The sequence below is a fragment of the Streptomyces sp. NPDC021093 genome (genome assembly GCF_044333135.1).
Classification (GTDB): Bacteria; Actinomycetota; Actinomycetes; order Streptomycetales; family Streptomycetaceae; genus Streptomyces.
Window position 1 is genome coordinate 150,530 of the sequence record NZ_JBIRQJ010000005.1, and the last position, 17,907, is coordinate 168,436.

Annotated in this window: 15 protein-coding genes; 7 read left to right on the forward strand and 8 right to left on the reverse strand. The window is 72.0% G+C overall.

Annotation, left to right across the window (positions count from 1 at the left end; translation table 11 throughout):
* Positions 1-52 precede the first annotated feature (52 nt).
* A complete protein-coding gene (locus ACH4SP_RS16745) occupies positions 53-796 on the forward strand; it encodes a hypothetical protein (RefSeq protein WP_398415413.1) in 744 nt (247 codons plus the stop codon).
* On the opposite strand, the gene ACH4SP_RS16750 is transcribed toward ACH4SP_RS16745, so the two are convergent.
* The 4 genes from ACH4SP_RS16750 to ACH4SP_RS16765 all read right to left on the reverse strand — a co-directional run bounded on the left by ACH4SP_RS16750 (position 757) and on the right by ACH4SP_RS16765 (position 5,836).
* A complete protein-coding gene (locus ACH4SP_RS16750) occupies positions 757-1,449 on the reverse strand; it encodes a hypothetical protein (RefSeq protein ID WP_398416282.1) in 693 nt (230 codons plus the stop codon). The genes ACH4SP_RS16745 and ACH4SP_RS16750 overlap by 40 nt on opposite strands.
* 26 nt (positions 1,450-1,475) lie before the next feature.
* Complete coding sequence (locus tag ACH4SP_RS16755; protein ID WP_398415414.1) at positions 1,476-3,269, reverse strand: phosphatidylglycerol lysyltransferase domain-containing protein; 1,794 nt, start codon at positions 3,267-3,269, stop codon at positions 1,476-1,478.
* Positions 3,270-3,357: 88 nt separating this feature from the next.
* On the reverse strand, positions 3,358-4,491 hold the full coding sequence (gene cobT / locus ACH4SP_RS16760; protein WP_398415416.1) for a nicotinate-nucleotide--dimethylbenzimidazole phosphoribosyltransferase: 1,134 nt from the start codon (positions 4,489-4,491) through the stop codon (positions 3,358-3,360).
* Positions 4,492-4,642: 151 nt separating this feature from the next.
* Complete coding sequence (locus ACH4SP_RS16765; RefSeq protein WP_398415418.1) at positions 4,643-5,836, reverse strand: bifunctional adenosylcobinamide kinase/adenosylcobinamide-phosphate guanylyltransferase; 1,194 nt, start codon at positions 5,834-5,836, stop codon at positions 4,643-4,645.
* A gap of 81 nt (positions 5,837-5,917) precedes the next feature.
* Between ACH4SP_RS16765 and ACH4SP_RS16770 the strand changes: the two genes are divergently transcribed.
* A complete protein-coding gene (locus ACH4SP_RS16770) occupies positions 5,918-6,124 on the forward strand; it encodes a hypothetical protein (protein WP_398415419.1) in 207 nt (68 codons plus the stop codon).
* Between the two features lie 193 nt (positions 6,125-6,317).
* Here the strand turns inward: ACH4SP_RS16770 and ACH4SP_RS16775 are convergent, their stop codons facing one another.
* From ACH4SP_RS16775 to ACH4SP_RS16790, 4 genes are all read right to left on the reverse strand, one after another.
* A complete protein-coding gene (locus ACH4SP_RS16775) occupies positions 6,318-7,472 on the reverse strand; it encodes a S1C family serine protease (protein WP_398415422.1) in 1,155 nt (384 codons plus the stop codon).
* A 51-nt stretch (positions 7,473-7,523) separates the two neighbouring features.
* The gene (locus tag ACH4SP_RS16780) at positions 7,524-9,362 is read right to left on the reverse strand and encodes an ABC transporter ATP-binding protein (protein ID WP_398415424.1); all 1,839 of its coding nucleotides are present in this window, start codon (positions 9,360-9,362) and stop codon (positions 7,524-7,526) included.
* Between the two features lie 72 nt (positions 9,363-9,434).
* Positions 9,435-10,169, reverse strand: coding sequence for a class I SAM-dependent methyltransferase (locus ACH4SP_RS16785; RefSeq protein WP_398416284.1), 735 nt, complete (start codon positions 10,167-10,169; stop codon positions 9,435-9,437).
* A 95-nt stretch (positions 10,170-10,264) separates the two neighbouring features.
* Positions 10,265-10,870, reverse strand: coding sequence for a DUF3043 domain-containing protein (locus ACH4SP_RS16790; RefSeq protein WP_398415427.1), 606 nt, complete (start codon positions 10,868-10,870; stop codon positions 10,265-10,267).
* Positions 10,871-11,201: 331 nt separating this feature from the next.
* Between ACH4SP_RS16790 and ACH4SP_RS16795 the strand changes: the two genes are divergently transcribed.
* The 5 genes from ACH4SP_RS16795 (at position 11,202) to ACH4SP_RS16815 (ending at position 17,864) form a co-directional block, all read left to right on the forward strand.
* The gene (locus ACH4SP_RS16795; protein WP_398415429.1) at positions 11,202-12,005 is read left to right on the forward strand and encodes a PspA/IM30 family protein; all 804 of its coding nucleotides are present in this window, start codon (positions 11,202-11,204) and stop codon (positions 12,003-12,005) included.
* Between the two features lie 25 nt (positions 12,006-12,030).
* Entirely contained in the window at positions 12,031-12,309 is a 279-nt protein-coding gene (locus ACH4SP_RS16800) for a hypothetical protein (RefSeq protein WP_398415431.1), read from the forward strand.
* Between the two features lie 174 nt (positions 12,310-12,483).
* A complete protein-coding gene (locus ACH4SP_RS16805) occupies positions 12,484-13,782 on the forward strand; it encodes a sensor histidine kinase (RefSeq protein WP_398415432.1) in 1,299 nt (432 codons plus the stop codon).
* A complete protein-coding gene (locus ACH4SP_RS16810; RefSeq protein ID WP_398415434.1) occupies positions 13,779-14,510 on the forward strand; it encodes a response regulator in 732 nt (243 codons plus the stop codon). Before ACH4SP_RS16805 ends, ACH4SP_RS16810 begins: the two co-directional genes overlap by 4 nt.
* Positions 14,511-14,702: 192 nt before the next feature.
* The gene (locus tag ACH4SP_RS16815) at positions 14,703-17,864 is read left to right on the forward strand and encodes an efflux RND transporter permease subunit (RefSeq protein ID WP_398415436.1); all 3,162 of its coding nucleotides are present in this window, start codon (positions 14,703-14,705) and stop codon (positions 17,862-17,864) included.
* The last annotated feature ends 43 nt before the right edge of the window (positions 17,865-17,907 follow it).

The window sequence follows — 17,907 nt, forward strand, 5'->3', positions numbered from 1 at the left end:
CGGCCGGTAAGTTACGCATGACGGGTAAATGAGACAAAGCGGAGTGGGTGGCATGGGTCACTGGCTGTACCGGAACATCGTCGAGCCCGGCAAGCTCCCGCTCTTCCTCGCCCTGCTCTCCTTCGTGCTGTCCTTCCTGGTCACCCGCACCATCACCCGCATGATCCGGGCCGGCAAGGGCCCCTTCCGCAACGTCACCCCCGGCGGCATGCACATCCACCACGTCGTCCCCGGCGTCGTCCTCACCACCATCGGCGGCTTCGGCGCCGTCGCCAGCGGGCGGCACGGCGTGGGGGCGGCGATCTGCGCGGTCATCTTCGGCACGGGCGCGGGTCTCGTGCTCGACGAGTTCGCGCTGATCCTCCACCTCGACGACGTCTACTGGTCCGAACAGGGCCGCACCAGCGTCGAGATCGTGGTCCTCACCGCCGCCCTGGTGCTGGTGGTGCTCACCGGCTCCCTGCCCTTCGGTGTGAACGACATGACGCCGGACGAACTGCACAGCCGCGGGCTGGTCTTCCTGAACGTCGTCCTCAACGGGATGTGGTCGGTGATCGCTCTGTTCAAGGGCAAGGTGCGCACCGCTCTGTTCGGGATCGTGGTCCCCTTCGTCGGCATGGTCGGCGCGATCCGCCTGGCCCGCCCCAACTCGCCCTGGGCGCGCCGCTTCTACCGCCGCCGCCCCAGGGCCAGGGCGCGGGCGATGCGCCGGGTCTACCGGCACGACCGCCGCTGGTCCCGGCCCACCCGCGCCCTTCAGGACTGGATCGGCGGAGCCCCGTCGCCCAAGCCCTGAGCGCGCCGCCCGCGCCCTCTGCGCACCGCACCCTCGACCAGCATCAGTACGAGGACGCCCAGCAGCGCCGCGATGTGCTCCTTGCCCGCCAGGTTCGTCTTGACGATCACCTCGACCACCATCGCCACGACGACCGCCGCGGCCGTCCACCGCGCGCCGTACCGCCAGCACACGTACAGCGCGAGCCCGACCACCGCGGCCGAGGGGCCGGTGTCCACCACCGTCCTGTCGATCTCGGGCAGCCCGAGCGGATGGTCGGGGCCCAGGGCGACACCCAGGCGGGCGTACATCGTGCCGGACAGGGTGGCGACGTACGCGATGAAGAGGGTCTTCGCGCGGCCCAGGCAGATCTCCGCGATGCCGAACACCAGCAGCACCTGTGCCAGCGCCCCCCACACCGGCAGGTTCAGCGCCGGTACGAACAGCGACAGCGGGGTGCGCAGGAGCGACGGCAGCAGCGGGTCGCCCGCCCGCAGCGCCCCGATGTCCTGGACGAACTGGTAGCCCCAGGACTGGTTCTGCACGGCCTGGAACACCGACGTCAGCACGATCGACGCCAGCGTCAGCGGGATCGCCCGCCACTTGCGCGCGACCAGCGCCTCGCGCACGCGCGCGTACAGCCGGCCCCACTCGCGGTGGGCGAACCGCCGCATCGAGGAGGCGCGGGCGATCGTGTCCGTCAACGTCTCTTTCCCGTCCCCAGGTGCTTGCGGTGCATCCACTTGGGCAGACCGGGGGCTTCCAGGAAGCCTTCGGCGCGCCCGGCGGCGATGCCGATGCGCAGTAGGTCGGCACTCTTCTCGAAGAGCATGAATCGAGGCTCCCAGATCGGTCGGTACTTGGCGTTCGCCCGGTACAACGACTCGATCTGCCACCAGCGCGAGAAGAAGCTCAGCAGGGAGCGCCACAGCCTCAGCACCGGTCCCGCACCGAGTCGTGAACCACGTTCGAAGACCGAGCGGAACATCGCGAAGTTCAGCGACACCTGAGTGATCTTGATCTCTCCGGCGCGCTGCAGGAGCTCGATCACCATGAACTCCATCAGCCCGTTCTCGGAGTCCCGGTCGCGCCTCATGAGGTCGAGGGAGAGCCCCTTGGGCCCCCACGGCACGAAGCTGAGCACGGCCCGCAGCTCGCCCGTGCCGTCCGTGCACTCCAGCATCACGCAGCGCCCGTCGCCCGGGTCGCCCAGCCGCCCCAGCGCCATCGAGAAGCCGCGCTCGGTCTCACCGTCGCGCCAGTCGTCGGCCTTGCGCAGCAGCTCGGCCATCTCGGCCTCGGGGATCTCCTCGTGGCGCCGGATGCGGACCTCGTACCCGGCCCGCTTCACCCGGTTGTACGCCTGCCGCACGGTGCGCATCGCGCGCCCCTCCAGGGTGAACTCGGCGGTCTCCACGATCGCCTCGTCGCCGAGCTCCAGCGCGTCCAGACCGTGCCGTGCGTAGATCGTGCCGGCCTCCTCGCTCGCGCCCATCACGGCCGGCACCCAGCCGTGCGCGCGGGCCTCCGCCAGCCACGGCTCGATCGCCCCCGGCCAGGCCTCCGGGTCGCCGATCGGGTCGCCGGAGGCGAGCGAGACCCCGCCCACCACGCGGTACGTCACCGCCGCCTTCTCCGTCGGCGACCAGACGACGCTCTTCTCGCGGCGCAGCGAGAAGTACCCCAGCGAGTCGCGGTCGCCCTGCTTGTCCAGGAGCGCCCGCAGCTTCTCCTCGTCCTCCTCGGACAGCGGGTCGACGGCGCGGCGGGAGCGGAACGCGGCCAGCAGGACGCCGATCAGCAGCGCCGTGCTCATGATGTTGATCGTGACGTCGACCCAGCCCGGCGTCAGGATCCCGGCGAACTGGGTGTCGGGCGCGGCGATGGTGATCAGCCGGGCCACCCCGTACCGCCAGCGCTCCAGGAACGTCGAGGAGCCCGCCCCGTGCGAGGCGGTGTTCGTGACGGTGACCAGCAGTGCGGCCAGCAGTGAGGTGACCAGCAGCCCGCCGACGGCGACGGCGGTGGCCAGCTTGGGGTTCGACCGGTCGCCCTTCGCGTAGAACTCGCGCCGGCCGAGCAGCAGTGCCACGAAGAAGGCGCCGGTGAGGGCGAGGGAGACCCAGTTGTGCGGGTACTTCCTGACCTCGGGGAAGACCATCACCAGCGCGAACAGCAGGAACAGCAGTCCGCTGAGCGCCGTGTTGAGGAGCCACGCCGCCCGCTTGCGGCGCCGCAGGGTGACCGCCATGACCAGCGCGAACAGGCCCGCGGCGAATCCGGCCGTCAGCAGGTACGGGGTGAAGTGGTCGCCGTCGTTGTGCCGCCGCAGGTCATTGCCGAGGGACACCCACACGGCGCTCAGGAAGCAGATGAACGTCACGACGCGCAGGTACCAGACGGCGAAGCCCGCACTGCGCCGGGTCAGTGGTGTGCTCCGCCGTGCCGCGGGTGCCTTGGGTGGTTCTTCGGTGGCCAAGCGGACATCTCCCATAAAAAGCGATGATATGGGGCATCGTGCTTGGCCGGAGGACCCCGCCGGATCCGTGCGCGGCCGGTGTCATCCGGCCGCACCGGGCGACTCAGCCCATGGCGTCCGCACTGCCCGCGCCGTCCGCGCCGCCCGCCTCCGCCGCGACATCCTTGATGTCCTCGGCGTCCTCGGCCGCCTCCTCCCGCACCGGCAGCTCCGCGGCCAGCGCGGCGGCGGCCTGCACCAGCGGAAGTGCCAGCAATGCCCCAGTTCCTTCACCCACAGTGACGCCCTGGTCGATCAGAGGGTTGAGCGCCATCCGGTCCAGCGCCTTCGCCTGCGCGGGCTCGCCGCTGGCGTGCCCCGCCAGCCACCAGTCCGGCGCCCGGAACGCGGCACGCTGCGCGACCAGCGCACACGCCGCCGACACCACGCCGTCCAGGATCACGGGCGTACGGCGCACCGCGCACTGGAGCAGGAACCCGGTCGCCGCCGCCAGGTCCGCACCGCCCACGGCGGCCAGGAGCTCCAGCTGGTCGCCGAGCACCGGCCTGGCCCGCCGCAGCGAGTCCCGCACCGCCGCGCACTTGCGCATCCACGCCAGGTCGTCGATGTGGGCGCCGCCGCGCCCGGTGACCACCGACGCGTCCGTGCCGCACAGCGCGGCGACGAGCGTGGCCGCGACGGTCGTACCGCCGACGCTCAGGTCCCCGAGCACCACGAGATCGGTCCCGGAGTCGGCCTCCTCGTCCGCGATCGCCATGCCGAGGCGTACGGCGGCCTCGGCCTCCTCCGGCGTCAGCGCGTCCTCGACGTCGATGCGTCCCGAACCGCGCCGCACCCGGTGCCGCACGACCTCGTCGGGCAGCAGCGCGGGATCGCAGTCGAGACCGGCGTCGACGATCCGCACCGGCACGCCGAGCCGCCGGGCCAGCACGGCCACCGGGCTCTCGCCGTCCAGTGCCGCCCGCACCAGCCGGTACGCGGAACCGGCCTCGCGCGCGGACACGTCCAGCGAGGCCACCCCGTGGTCACCGGCGAACAGCACCACCTTCGCCCGCTCCACGGGCCTGACCGGCACGGCCCCCTGGGCGGCGGCCAGCCACTCGCCCAGCTCGTCGAGCCTGCCGAGCGTGCCGGGCGCCACGGCGAGGCGCTCCCGGCGGTCCTCGGCATCACGCCGGACGCCGCTGTCGGGGCGTTCGATCAGGTCGGAGAAGTCGTCGAGATTCAGCGCGCTCATTCGCCGAACAGTACCGGCCGAACGGGGTAATCCTGAGACCTCCCTGCGGGTCCTCTCGGCAGTCCCCATGGCGGTCCTCGCGGCGGTCCCCGCGGCGGCCCTCCCGACGGTCCCCGCAGCGGGTCCCGGCGGGGCCCGCTCGGCGGCCCGCTCAGCGCAGCACCAGCGCCTGTCCCGCCACCACCAGCAGCACCTGCTCGCACTCCGCCGCGAACGTCGTGTTCAGCCGCCCCAGTTCGTCCCGGAAGCGCCGGCCGCTCGCCGTCGCCGGAACGACCCCCGAGCCCACCTCGTTGCTCACCGCGACGACCGTCCGCCGGGTCTCCCGCAGCGCCCGCACCAGCTCCCCGGTCCGCTCCCGCAGCGCCCGCTGCCCGTCCGCGGCCCACTTCTCGTCGTCCCACGCGCCGACCCGGTCCATCGCGTCCGTCAGCCACAGCGCCAGGCAGTCGATCAGCAACGGCGGTCCGTCCTCGCCCAGCAGCCCCACCAGCTCGCACGTCTCCTCGGTGCGCCAGCTGCCCGGCCGCCGCTCCCGGTGCAGCCCGATCCGCTCGGCCCACTCCCGGTCGCCGTCCCGCCGTCCGCCGGTCGCCACGTACACGACCCCCGGGAAGCCCTCAAGGCGCCGCTCGGCCTCCACCGACTTCCCCGACCGGGCCCCGCCCAGTACGAGGGTGCGCCGGGGCACGTCGGGCACGTCCTGGTACTCGCCGACCACGAGCGTCGTCCCGTCCGGCACGGCCCTGGCGCCGAGCGCGGCCAGCCGCCTGGCGGTCTCCGCCGGTCCCGGCACCCCGTGATCCAGATGTACGGCGACCACGTCCGTCGTCCCGGCGACCGCACCCCACCCGCGCAGCTTGGCCAGCGCGTCCGGCCGCCCGAGCACGTCCATCACCACCAGGTCGTACGGGCGCACGCCGCCCTCGCCCGCGGGCGAGCCGCCCTGCGGCAGGTACAGCAGCCGGTCGCCCTCCGCCGACGTCACCTCGTACCCCGTCCCGGGGGAGTCCATCGGCACGGCCCGCACCCGGTGCCCGCTGATCAGCGTCAACTCCTGTCCGTCCGGCACCCGTCCGGCCCGCGGCAGCCCCGGCGGGAGCTCGACGGGCGGCCCGTTGTGCGGATGCGTGAGCAGTACCTGCCGTACGCCCCCGAGGGACTGCCCCGCCCGGGCTGCGGCCAGCGCGGCTCCCGGCGTCAGATCGAGCAGCAGCGCCCCGTCCACCAGCAGCGAGGTGGCACCGCGCGCGTGCGCGGCGCGGGCGGTGGCGCAGGTCGCGCAGGGGCAGTCGGGGCGGGGGAGTCCGGCGGGCGCGGCCGTGCCGAGGAGAGTCAGTTCCACGGGTCGATCCTCCCGCGTCCTTGTGCGCGCTGCGCGCCCGGCTACGCTGCGGAAAGCATCGAGACGACCCGGGAGGCGTACATGGCGTGGACGTGGCGATTCGAGACGGCGGGCGGGACCGAGGTCCAACCGGCGGTGGAACCGGAGGAGTTCACCACTCAGGGCGATGCGGAGTCCTGGCTCGGCGAGGTCTGGAAGGACCTGCTGGAGGGCGGGGCCGCGCAGGTGATCCTGTCGGAGGACGGGACGAAGGTGTACGGCCCGATGAGCCTGAACGCGGAGGGGTAGACGGGGCGGGGGCGGGCCGGGCCAAGGGGGGCAGGCCGGGCCAAGGGGGGCAGGCTTTTAGGGGCGCGGGGCCGTACTGGATATGCGGCTCCGCCGCGTGGGCGCGACCAGCCACAACGCACCCGCACGACGACCACCGGCCCGGCCCGCACCGTTCTACCCCGCCCCGCCCCGCCCCGCGCCCAAGCGGCCCTCACATCTCGCCCAGCGTCACCTCCGCCCCCTTCTCCACCCCGTCCCGCTGATAGGCGACCCTCACCCTCGCCCCCGGCTTCGAAGAAGCCAGCGCCTCGCTCAGCGAAGTGATCGTGGTCAGAGGCCGCCCGCCGAAGGCGACCAGAATGTCCCCCGCCTCGATCCCGGCCCTCGCCGCCGCCCCGTCCTTCTGGACCGAGGCCACCGCCACCCCCGCCGGCTGGAACCTGTCGTCCAGGACCGTCCGCCCGGAAATCCCCAGCGCCGCGCGGCCCGAATCCGTGACCTTGCCGTCCTTGATGATCTGGTCGGCGACCGTCCGCACCATCGACGCCGGGATCGCGAACCCGATGCCGGGCGCCGCCGAACCCCCGAGCTGCGGATCCGTCGCTGCGAGCGTCGGGATGCCGATGACCCGGCCGTCCAGGTCGACCAGCGCGCCCCCGCTGTTGCCGGGGTTGATCGCGGCGGACGTCTGCACCATGTTCCCGATGGTGGCCCCGGTGCCGCCGCCCTGCCGGGGTTCGCTGACCGTGCGGCCGACCGCCGAGACGATGCCCTGGGTGACGCTGCTGGACAGTCCCAGCGGGCTGCCCATGGCGAGGACGATCTGCCCGACCTCCACCTTCGCCGAGTCCCCGAAGCGGGCCGCCCGCAGTCCGTCCGGCACCTTCTCCAGCTTGATGACGGCCAGGTCCTGCTCCGGGTACGCCGCCACCAGCTTCGCCGTCATCGGCTCACCGCCCCTGGTGGCGACGGTGACCTTGAACTCCTTCTCGTCGCCCACCACATGGGCGTTGGTGACGACATGGCCCCTGTCGTCGTACACGACCCCGGACCCGAGCCCGCTCCGTGCGTCGATCTGGACGACCGACGGCAGTACGTCCTTGATCACCCGCTGGTAGTCCTCCTCCAGCTCCCGGGTGCCGGACGCACGCGACGGGGAGGAGGACGCGGACGTGGACGCGGAGGCGGAGGCGGAAGCGGAAGCGCGGGCCGCGTCCTTCGGCGCCGGATCCGAGCACCCCGCCAACCCCGCCCCCGCCAGCACCACGGAGCAGACGCTCAGCGGCACCAGCACCCGCCGACGTACGGAATCTCGGTGCGCGGAGGTGCGGCGTGCAGGGTCGCGGTACAGCGAACGGTCGTCCATGACTGGAGTGTCCCTTCGGTCCGTACGGCACGGCCCGCCGAAAGGGGCCGATCAGGGGGTCGGGAGGGCGGGCGCCGCCGGCTCGCTCGCCGACTGGGCCGCCGGCTGCGCAGCCGACTCCGCGTGCAGGAACTGCGTGGCCGCCAGCTCCCCGTACAGCGAGTCCCCCGCCACCAGTTCCGCATGCGTGCCCACTGCCCGTACCTTCCCCGCGTCCATCACCACGATCCGGTCCGCGAGCGTCACCGTCGACAGCCGGTGCGCCACCACCAGCACCGTCGTCTCCCGCGCCGCCTCCGCGACCGCGTCCCGCAGCGCCAGCTCGTTGACCGCGTCGAGCTGCGAGGTCGCCTCGTCGAGGAGCAGCAGCCGAGGTCCCCGCAGCAGTGCCCGCGCGATCGCCACGCGCTGCCGCTCGCCGCCCGACAGCTTGGACCCCCGGTGCCCGACCACCGTCTCCAGACCGTCGGGCAGTCGGTCCACCAGCCCGTCCAGCCGGGCCTTGACCAGCACTTCCCGTATCGCCTCGTCCGTGGCGTCCGGCGCGGCGAACACCAGGTTCTCGCGCAGCGTCCCCGCCAGCACCGGCGCGTCCTGCTCCACGTACCCGATGGCGGCGCGCAGTTCGGCGAGCGGCCAGTCCCGTACGTCGCGGCCGTCGACCAGCACCCGCCCGCCCGTCGCCTCGTAGAAGCGCTCGATCAGCCCGAAGACGGTCGTCTTGCCGGCCCCCGAGGGACCGACGAAGGCGGTCATGCCGCCGCCCGGCACGTCGAAGTCGACGCCGTGGTGGACGTACGGAAGGTCGTCCCGGTAGCGGAAGGCGACGCCCTCGAAGGCGACCTTCGCGGGCCCGCCCCCCACCGGGGCGAGCGCCGTCCCCGGCTCCTCCACGTCCAGCTTCTCCGCCTCCACGATCCGGGCCACCGCCGCCGAGCCCACCTGGTACTCGGTGACCGCCTGCACCATCTGGCTGATCGGGTCGATCAGATAGAAGAGGTAGAGCAGGAAGCCGATCAGCGTGGCCACCGAGATCGACCCCGAAGCGACCCGGGCCCCGCCTATCCCGAGCACCGCCAGGAACGACATCTGGACCGCGAGTCCGACCGAACTCCCCGCCAGCGCCTGCCACTTGGCGGACCGCACCCCGTGCCGCCAGGCCTCCTGCGCGGCACCCTCCACGACCGCCGCCTCGCGCGCCTCGGCGCCCGAGGCCTTGACCGTACGGAAGGCGCCGAAGGTGCGCTCCAGCACGGTCGAGATCGCCCCGACCGCCTCCTGCGACTGCTTCGTCGCCTGCGCGATCTTCGGCATGACGAACCCGACGGCCCCGCCGATCAGCACGATCACCCCGAGCGTGACCCCGAGCAGCACCGGGTCCAGGACCGCCATCAGCGCGATCGTCGCGAGGAAGGTCAGGCTGCCGGTCGCCGCCGAGACGATCGAGCTCGTGGTGACCGAGCGCAGCAGCGTGGTGTCGGAGGTGACCCGGGACATCAGGTCGCCGGGCTGGGTGCGCTCCACCTCGGGCACCCGAAGCCGCAGCAGCCTGCCGATCAGGTTGCGGCGGGCGACCAGGACCACCGTCTCCGCGGTGCGTTCCAGCACGTACGAACCGACGGAAGCGATCGCGGTGCCGAGCACCACGATCGCCGTGAGCAGCAGCAGGAGGCCGACGATCGACTTGTCCTCGCCGAGCCGTTCGACGAGTGCCATGGCGGCGAGCGGCTGCGCCAGCCCGCTCGCCGCGCCGACCAGCGTGAACAGTGCACCGAGCGCGACGGCCCAGCGGTGCGGACGGAAGTGCTGGTAGAGGGCGCGCCAGGTCTCGCGCGCAGGGAGTTTGGGCGTGCTGACCGGGTCTCCGGTCTTCTCGGTTGTCGTGGCCACGTTAAAGAAGACGCAAAGCCGGGGTGCGTACCTGACCGGCCCGGGCCCCGAATCCCACGGACTCCACGCCCCTCATCCCCGTACCCCGCACAGATGCAGCAGCGCCGCCACTCTCCGGTACGGGTCCGTCCGCCCCGCCCTGTCCTCCAGGGCGAGCACCTGCGCCAGCTCCTCCTCGGGGAGCGGCGGTGCCTCGTTCGGCACGTTGTCGGTGAAGACCCGCACCCCGTACCAGGCGTGCAGCGGGGCCGCGATCCCGGCGAGCGTCGCGGTCAGCGCGTCGAGCCGGTCCGCCCGCACCGGCAGCCCCAGCCGATTGGTGTACGCATCCGTGTCGAGCGCTCCGAGCGCCCCCGCCCAGTCCCCGGCGAGCGCGGGCCGCATGGCCAGCGCATCGGCGTTCCGTACGAGCAGGGACAGCAGTCCGCCGGGCGCCAGCATCCGGGCCAGGCCCGCCACCAGGGCGTCCGGTTCCTGGACGTACATCAGCACCCCGTGGCACAGCACCACGTCGAAGCTGCCCGGCAGGAAGTGCACACCGGTGTCGCGGCCGTCGCCCTGTATGAGCCGGACCCGCTCGCGGATCCCGGCGGGCTCCGCGGCCAGCGCCTCGCGGGCCGTCGCCAGCATCCCGGCGTCGGCCTCCAGTCCCGTCACCTTGTGCCCGGCGCGGGCGAGCCGCAGTGCCTGGGTGCCCTGCCCCATGCCGACGTCGAGTATCCGCAGCCGCCGTCCGACCGGGAAGCGGCCGGATATCTGCTCGTCGAGCTGGCGGGCGACCAGTTCCTGCCTGACCCTGTTGCGCAGTCCCCCCAGACCGGCCAGCCATGTGGCGGAAGCCCCGTCGAAACCCGCCACAGCGGCGGTCGACGAGGCTTCCGGAGCGTGGGGGATGTCCCGGCTCAGGGTCGCTCTCCACGCTTGACCTGCGGCTTCGGAAGACGCAGACGGCGCATCTGGAGCGAGCGCATCAGGCCGTAGGCCACGGCGCCGCGCTTGGGCTCGTCGGGGAAGCGCGTGTTCAGCTGCTTCTTGAGGCGGATGAACAGGCCGATCGAGTCGAGCACGATCAGCGCGATGACGATCATCCACAGCAGCAGCGAGATCGTCTGCAGGTTGCCGACCTGGATCATGCTCATGACGAGGATGACCACTGCCATCGGCAGGAAGAACTCCGCCACGCAGAAGCGCGAGTCGACGTAGTCGCGGACGAAGCGGCGCACCGGACCCTTGTCGCGGATGGGCAGGTACCGCTCGTCACCACTGGCAAGGGCCTCCCGCTGCTTGGCGAGGTCGGCACGGCGGGCTTCCCGCTGGCGCTTCATCGCCTCCTTGCGGTTCGCCGGCTGGGTCACGGCGCTGCGGCGCTGCGACTGCGCGACGGCGCGCTTGGGGGTGGGGCGCCCCTTGGGCGCCTGCGGGTCACGGGGCTGCTTGGAGAGGTCGGCAGTCACCTTGTCGGTGGCGGCGGTCTTCTCAGCGCTGGAGTTGGCACGGCTACGGAACACAAAACCCAAGGGTACGGGGTGCGGCGCACGGACCCCAGCGTGGAGGGGAACGATCCGGCAACAGCTGCGCCCGTACGGCCCCGCCCGGACGCGTCTCCACGGCCCGGCCGAGTGCGTCCCCACGGCCCGGCCGGGTGCGCCCCCACGGCCACGGCCGGGTGCGTACCAGGGTCTCTCCTACTCCCTACGCCCGAGCCCGCCCGCGCACAGTCGTCCTGGAGGAGGAGCACATCGGAGCCGGAACAGTGCGGTAATGGAGGCAGGGCCCGTACTGTGGGGTCTGTGGAGTGGCCAGGAGCCTGAGTCCGTCAGAAGGGGGCGCGCGAAGCCCATGAGCGGTGTCATGAAGCGTATGGGGATGATCTTCCGCGCGAAGGCGAACAAGGCCCTTGACCGGGCCGAAGACCCGCGGGAGACGCTGGATTACTCGTACCAGAAGCAGCTTGAGCTGCTCCAGAAGGTACGCAGGGGAGTCGCCGACGTGGCGACGTCGCGCAAGCGCCTCGAACTGCAGCTCAACGGGTTGCAGAGCCAGTCCTCCAAGCTGGAGGACCAGGGCCGCAAGGCCCTCGCACTGGGCCGGGAGGACCTCGCCCGCGAGGCCCTGTCCCGCCGTGCCGCGCTGCAGCAGCAGGTCTCCGACCTGGAGGTGCAGCACCAGACGCTCCAGGGCGAGGAGGAGAAGCTGACCCTCGCGGCGCAGCGCCTCCAGGCCAAGGTCGACGCCTTCCGTACGAAGAAGGAGACCATCAAGGCCACCTACACGGCGGCGCAGGCGCAGACCCGGATCGCGGAGTCCTTCTCCGGCATCTCCGAGGAGATGAGCGACGTCGGCGTCGCGATCCAGCGCGCCGAGGACAAGACCGCGCAGCTGCAGGCCCGCGCGGGCGCGATCGACGAGCTGCTCGCCTCGGGCGCGCTGGACGACCAGTCCGGGCTCGCCAAGGACGACATCCAGGCCGAACTGGACCGCCTCTCCGGCGGTACGGACGTCGAGCTGGAGCTCCAGCGCATGAAGGCGGAACTGTCCGGCGGTCCGTCCCAGCAGGCCATCGAGGGCGGCCAGCAGGATGCGGCCGGCACCGGTCAGGGCCAGAATCAGGGTCAGTCCCACCCCAGGTTCGACAAGCAGTAGTGCGACGAGCAGGAGGAGGAGCGCCATGATCGTACGGATCATGGGCGAGGGCCAGCTCAATCTGGCCGACAGCCACTTCGTCGAGCTCAACACTCTCGACGACGAACTGCTGGCCGAGATGGAGAACGGCGACGGGCCGGGGTTCCGGCGCACGCTGGAGGCGCTCCTGGATGCGGTACGCACTCTGGGCGTGCCGCTTCCCGACGACTCCCTGGAGCCGTCGGAACTGATCCTCCCCGCTCCGGACTCCACGCTGGAGGAAGTCCGCACCATGCTCACCGACGACGGCCTCATCCCCGGCTGAAGTTCCCCGCCCCCGCCCCCGCCCCCTAGCCCTCTTGGGCAGCGGGGCCGCCCCCCGGGGGCGGGACGGGTGGGCAAGGGGGCGGCCCTCACTGCGGCACGCCCCTCCGCGACCGCACCTGCTCGCCCCCGCACCCCCACCGCCGCCCGCCCCAGGGCCCCGTACCGTGAAAACATGACCGCCCCCAGCCTCCGCACCGGCCTCCCCCGCACCCGGTCCTGGCTGCGCGCCCACCCCCTCGTCGTCGACGCCGTCCTCGCGGCCACCGTCCTCGCGTGCATGATCGTCGGATCGTTCGCCGATCCGCACGACGGCATGCACGGTCCCTCCTTCGGCACCCGTGCCCCCGGCGTCCGCGGTGTCGTCCTCATGGTGCTGGCCGCCGCCACCCTCGTGTACCGCCGTCGGCGGCCCCTGCCCGTCCTGGCCGTGACCTGCGCGCTCACCGTCACCGGGTTCGTCCTCGCGCCCGTGGACCCGCCCGCGCCCGTCGCCATGAGCGCCGTCGTCGCGCTCTACACCGTCGCCGCCCGCACCGACCGGCCCACCACCTGGCGCATCGGTCTGCTCACCATGGCCGGGCTCACCGGCGCCGCGATGTGCTTCAGCGACGGGCCCTGGTACGCACAGGGGAACCTGGGGCTGTTCGCCTGGACGGGGATCGGCGCCAGCGCCGGCGACGCGGTCCGCTCCCGCCGCGCGTTCATCGACGCCATCAGGGAGCGCGCCGAGCGGGCCGAACGGACCCGTGAGGAGGAGGCCAGGCGCCGGGTCGCCGAGGAGCGGCTCCGGATCGCCCGCGACCTGCACGACGTCGTCGCCCACCACATCGCCCTGGTCAACGTCCAGGCGGGAGTGGCGGCGCACGTCATGGACAAGCGCCCCGACCAGGCAAAGGAAGCCCTCGCGCACGTCCGCGAGGCCAGCCGGTCCGCGCTCAACGAACTCCGCGCCACCGTCGGCCTGCTCCGTCAGTCCGGCGAACCCCAGGCCCCCACCGAACCCGCCCCCGGGCTCGCCGTCCTCGACGGCCTCCTCGATACGTTCCGCAATGCGGGACTCCCCGTCGAGCTGGCCCGTACCGACGACGCGTCGCTGGCCGCCTCCGTCGACCTGGCCGCGTACCGGATCATCCAGGAGGCCCTCACCAACGTCCGCAAGCACGCGGGCCCGGACGCGAAGGCCGAGGTCAGCGTCGTACGGGTCGGGACGTCCGTCGAGGTCACCGTCGTCGACGACGGTACGGAGACCCCGCCGCCCGAGGCCGGCGGCGGTCACGGCCTCATCGGCATGCACGAACGCGTCGGCGCCCTCGGCGGCACCCTCACCGCGGGCCCCCGCTACGGCGGCGGCTTCCGCGTCCATGCGATCCTGCCCGACACAACCGGTGCGTTGGCCGGTACGCCGCCCACCACCAGGGCCGAACCACCGGCCCGTCCGCAGTCCGGCCCGGGGGAGGACCACGCACCATGACCGTCGAGCAGCCCTTGTCACCGCCCGCACCCACGATGCCTCCCATCAAGGTCCTCCTCGCCGACGACCAGGCTCTCCTGCGCAGCGCCTTTCGCGTACTCGTCGACTCCGAGCCCGACATGGAGGTCGTCGGTGAGGCCGCCGACGGTGCCCAGGCCCTCGAACTGGCCCGCGCGCACCGGCCGGACGTCGTCCTGATGGACATCCGGATGCCCGGCACCGACGGCCTCGCCGCGACCCGCGCGATCGGCGCCGACCCCGAACTCGCCGCCGTGCACGTCGTGATGCTGACCACCTTCGAGGTGGACGAGTACGTCGTCGAGTCGATCAGGGCGGGCGCCTCCGGCTTCCTCGGCAAGGGCGCCGAGCCCGACGAGCTCCTCAACGCCATCCGGATCGCCGCCGGCGGCGAGGCCCTGCTCTCGCCCGCCGCGACCAAGGGCCTCATCGCGACCTTCCTCAAGCAGGGCGATTCCCCGGGCGCGTCCCCGGCCGCCGACGGCGCCCACGCCGCCCGCCTCGCCACCCTCACCGTCCGCGAACGCGAGGTCCTCGCCCACGTCGCGGGCGGCAACTCCAACGACGAGATCGCCGAACTCCTCGTCGTCAGCCCGCTCACCGTCAAGACCCACGTCAACCGCGCGATGGCGAAACTCGGCGCCCGCGACCGGGCACAACTGGTGGTTTTCGCGTACGAATCCGGCCTTGTACGTCCAAGGGTGGAGTGACGTCGCACCCCGACGTACTGCGCCTGCGGTACACCCCGGTCGAGAAAGGGACCTGGGAGCGAGGAATCGACCTCTTCCGATGGCTGATCGTATGAAAGGACCCTCGCGTCCGCCTGCCTCGCACGCGGACCCCTGTTCCGGGGGCCGTCTGCCTCGCTCGCCACAGATCGCCACAGAAGAGAGACCCCACCCATGTCCTGGCTGTCCAGGTTCAGCCTCGCCCAGCGGGCCTTGATCGGGCTGATATCGATCGTCGCGATCGTGTTCGGCGCGATCGCGATTCCGCAGCTCAAGCAGCAGTTGCTGCCCACGATCGAGCTTCCGATGGTGTCCGTGATCGCCCCGTACCAGGGCGCCGCTCCGGACGTGGTCGAGAAGCAGGTCGTCGAGCCGCTGGAGAACTCCCTCAAGGCCGTCGACGGCATCGAGTCCGTGACGTCCACGGCGAGCGAGGGCTCCGCCGTGATCATGGCCCAGTTCGACTACGGGGACGAGGGCACCAAGCAGCTCGTCGCCGACGTCCAGCAGGCCGTGAACCGGTCCAGGGCGCAGCTTCCCAAGGACGTCGACCCGCAGGTCGTGGCCGGTTCGACCGACGACCTGCCGACCGTCACGCTCGCCGTGACCTCGGACCAGGACCAGCAGGCGCTCGCCGACCGGCTGGACCGCGGCGTCGTCCCCGTCCTGCAGAACATCGACGGCGTCAGCCAGGTCACCGTCGCCGGCGTCCAGGACCTCCAGGTCGCCGTCACGCCGAACGACGCGAAGCTGGCCGCCGCCGGACTCAACGCGATGACGCTCGGCCAGGCCCTCCAGCAGGCGGGCGCCACCGTCCCGGCCGGCGCCTTCGCCGAGGACGGCAAGAGCCGCACCGTGCAGGTCGGCGGCAACCTCACCTCGCTGAAGCAGATCGAGAACCTGCGGGTCAGCGGTCAGGCCGTCCCCGGCCAGACCCCGCCCAGGCCCGTACGCCTCGGTGACGTCGCCACCGTCAAGGAGACGCCCGCCGCGGCCACCTCCCTGACCCGTACCAACGGCAGGCCCAGCCTGTCGGTCTCGATCACGATGGACCAGGACGGCAGCGCCGTCGCCATCTCCGACGCGGTCAAGGACAAGCTCCCCGAGCTGCGCGCGAGCCTCGGCTCCGGCAGCGAGCTGACCACCGTCTTCGACCAGGGTCCCTCGGTCTCCAAGTCGATCTCCGGCCTCACCACCGAGGGCGCGCTCGGCCTGGCCTTCGCGGTCGTCATCATCCTGATCTTCCTGGCGTCGATCCGTTCGACGCTGGTCACCGCGATCTCCATCCCCCTCTCGGTGGTCCTCGCGCTGATCGTGCTGTGGACGAAGGACCTGTCCCTCAACGTCCTCACCCTCGGCGCGCTGACCATCGCGATCGGCCGTGTCGTCGACGACTCGATCGTCGTCCTGGAGAACATCAAGCGGCACCTCTCGTACGGCGAGGAGCGCCACTCGGCGATCACCACAGCCGTCAAGGAGGTCGCGGGCGCGGTCACCTCGTCGACGCTCACCACGGTCGCGGTGTTCCTGCCGATCGGCCTCGTGGGCGGCATGGTCGGCCAGCTCTTCGGCTCGTTCTCCATCACGGTGACGGCCGCCCTGCTGGCCTCGCTGCTCGTCTCCCTCACCGTGGTCCCGGTCTTCTCGTACTGGTTCCTGCGCGCGCCGAAGGGCTCCGAGGGCGTCGACCCGGCCGAGCTGCGCCGCCGCTCCGAGGAGAAGGAGAACAAGAGCCGCCTCCAGCGGATGTACGTCCCCGTGCTCCGCTTCGCGACCAAGCGCCGCCTCGTCAGCGTGGCGATCGCCCTCGTCGTGCTCGTCGGCACGTTCGCGATGGCCCCGCTCCTGAAGACCAACTTCTTCGACCAGGGCGAGCAGGACACCCTCTCGCTCACCCAGAAGCTGGAGCCGGGCACCAGCCTGGACGCCACGAACGCCGCGGCACTCAAGGTCGAGAAGGTCATCGAGTCCGTCGACACGGTGAAGGACTACCAGGTCAACGTCGGCTCCGCCGGGATGATGGCGGCCTTCGGCGGCGGCTCCGGAGCCAACCAGGCCTCGTACCAGCTCACCCTGAAGAGCGCCGAGGACACCGAGGCGGCCACCAAGGAGCTGGAGGACAAGCTCGCCGCCCTCAAGGGCGCGGGTGACACCAAGGTCGGCGCGGGTGGCGGCTTCGGCAGCCAGGACCTGAGCGTCGTCGTCAAGGCCGCCGACTCGGACACCCTCAACAAGGCGACCGAGCAGGTACGTTCCGCCGTGGCCGGTCTGAAGGACGTCACCGACGTCCAGAGCGACCTCGCCCGGTCCGTGCCGCGCATCTCCGTCAAGGGCACCCCGAAGGCCGCGGAGGCGGGCTTCAACGACGCCGCCCTCGGCGCGGTCGTCGCCCAGGCGGTCCGCGGCACCCCGTCCGGCAAGGCCATGCTGGACAGCACCGAGCGCGACATCGTCATCAAGTCCGCCAAGCCGGCGACGACGATGGACGAGCTGAAGAAGCTGCCGCTCGGCCCGGGCGTCACCCTCGGACAGCTCGCCGACGTCAAGCTCGTCGACGGCCCGGTCTCGATGACCCGCATCGACGGCGCCCGCTCGGCGACCGTCACCGCCAAGCCGGTCGGCGACAACACGGGCGCGGTCGGCACCGCGCTCCAGTCGAAGATCAACGACATCAAGGCGGACCTGCCCCAGGGCGCGACCGTCGCGATCGGCGGTGTCTCCGCCGACATGGACGACACCTTCGGCAAGCTCTTCCTGGCCATGCTGGCGGCCGTCGCGATCGTCTTCATGCTGCTGGTCGCGACCTTCAGGTCGCTGATCCAGCCGCTGATCCTGCTGGTCTCGATCCCGTTCGCGGCGACCGGTGCGATCGGCCTGCTGCTCGCCACCGGCACCCCGATGGGCGTCCCGGCGATGATCGGCATGCTGATGCTCATCGGCATCGTGGTCACCAACGCGATCGTGCTGATCGACCTGATCAACCAGTACCGGGCGCAGGGCATGGGCGTCGTGGAAGCCGTCGTCGAGGGCGGCCGCCACCGGCTCCGCCCGATCCTCATGACGGCCCTCGCGACGATCTTCGCGCTGCTCCCGATGGCACTGGGCATCACGGGCGAGGGCGGCTTCATCTCCAAGCCGCTCGCGATCGTGGTGATCGGCGGTCTGATCACGTCGACCCTGCTGACCCTCCTGCTGGTGCCGACCCTCTACGCCGTGGTGGAGCTCCGCAAGGAGCGCCGTGCCGCGAAGAAGGCGGCCAAGCGGGGCGGCGGTGCGAAGCCGGACGGCGCCGGCACCGAGGCGAAGGACGACGACCGCGAGCCCGCGACCGTCTGATCCCGCTGATCCTCGCTGAAGCATGAGTAAGGGGCACCCTCCC

What these genes read in the sequence shown, in the direction of transcription:
- ACH4SP_RS16770 (WP_398415419.1), top strand. Translation starts at nt 5,918, where the DNA reads ATGGCGTGGACGTGGCGATTCGAGACGGCGGGCGGGACCGAGGTCCAA.
- ACH4SP_RS16800 (WP_398415431.1), top strand. Translation starts at nt 12,031, where the DNA reads ATGATCGTACGGATCATGGGCGAGGGCCAGCTCAATCTGGCCGACAGC.
- cobT (WP_398415416.1), bottom strand. Translation starts at nt 4,491, where the DNA reads ATGAGCGCGCTGAATCTCGACGACTTCTCCGACCTGATCGAACGCCCC.
- ACH4SP_RS16810 (WP_398415434.1), top strand. Translation starts at nt 13,779, where the DNA reads ATGACCGTCGAGCAGCCCTTGTCACCGCCCGCACCCACGATGCCTCCC.
- ACH4SP_RS16805 (WP_398415432.1), top strand. Translation starts at nt 12,484, where the DNA reads ATGACCGCCCCCAGCCTCCGCACCGGCCTCCCCCGCACCCGGTCCTGG.
- ACH4SP_RS16795 (WP_398415429.1), top strand. Translation starts at nt 11,202, where the DNA reads ATGAGCGGTGTCATGAAGCGTATGGGGATGATCTTCCGCGCGAAGGCG.
- ACH4SP_RS16775 (WP_398415422.1), bottom strand. Translation starts at nt 7,472, where the DNA reads ATGGACGACCGTTCGCTGTACCGCGACCCTGCACGCCGCACCTCCGCG.
- ACH4SP_RS16755 (WP_398415414.1), bottom strand. Translation starts at nt 3,269, where the DNA reads ATGGGAGATGTCCGCTTGGCCACCGAAGAACCACCCAAGGCACCCGCG.
- ACH4SP_RS16750 (WP_398416282.1), bottom strand. Translation starts at nt 1,449, where the DNA reads ATGCGGCGGTTCGCCCACCGCGAGTGGGGCCGGCTGTACGCGCGCGTG.
- ACH4SP_RS16745 (WP_398415413.1), top strand. Translation starts at nt 53, where the DNA reads ATGGGTCACTGGCTGTACCGGAACATCGTCGAGCCCGGCAAGCTCCCG.
- ACH4SP_RS16815 (WP_398415436.1), top strand. Translation starts at nt 14,703, where the DNA reads ATGTCCTGGCTGTCCAGGTTCAGCCTCGCCCAGCGGGCCTTGATCGGG.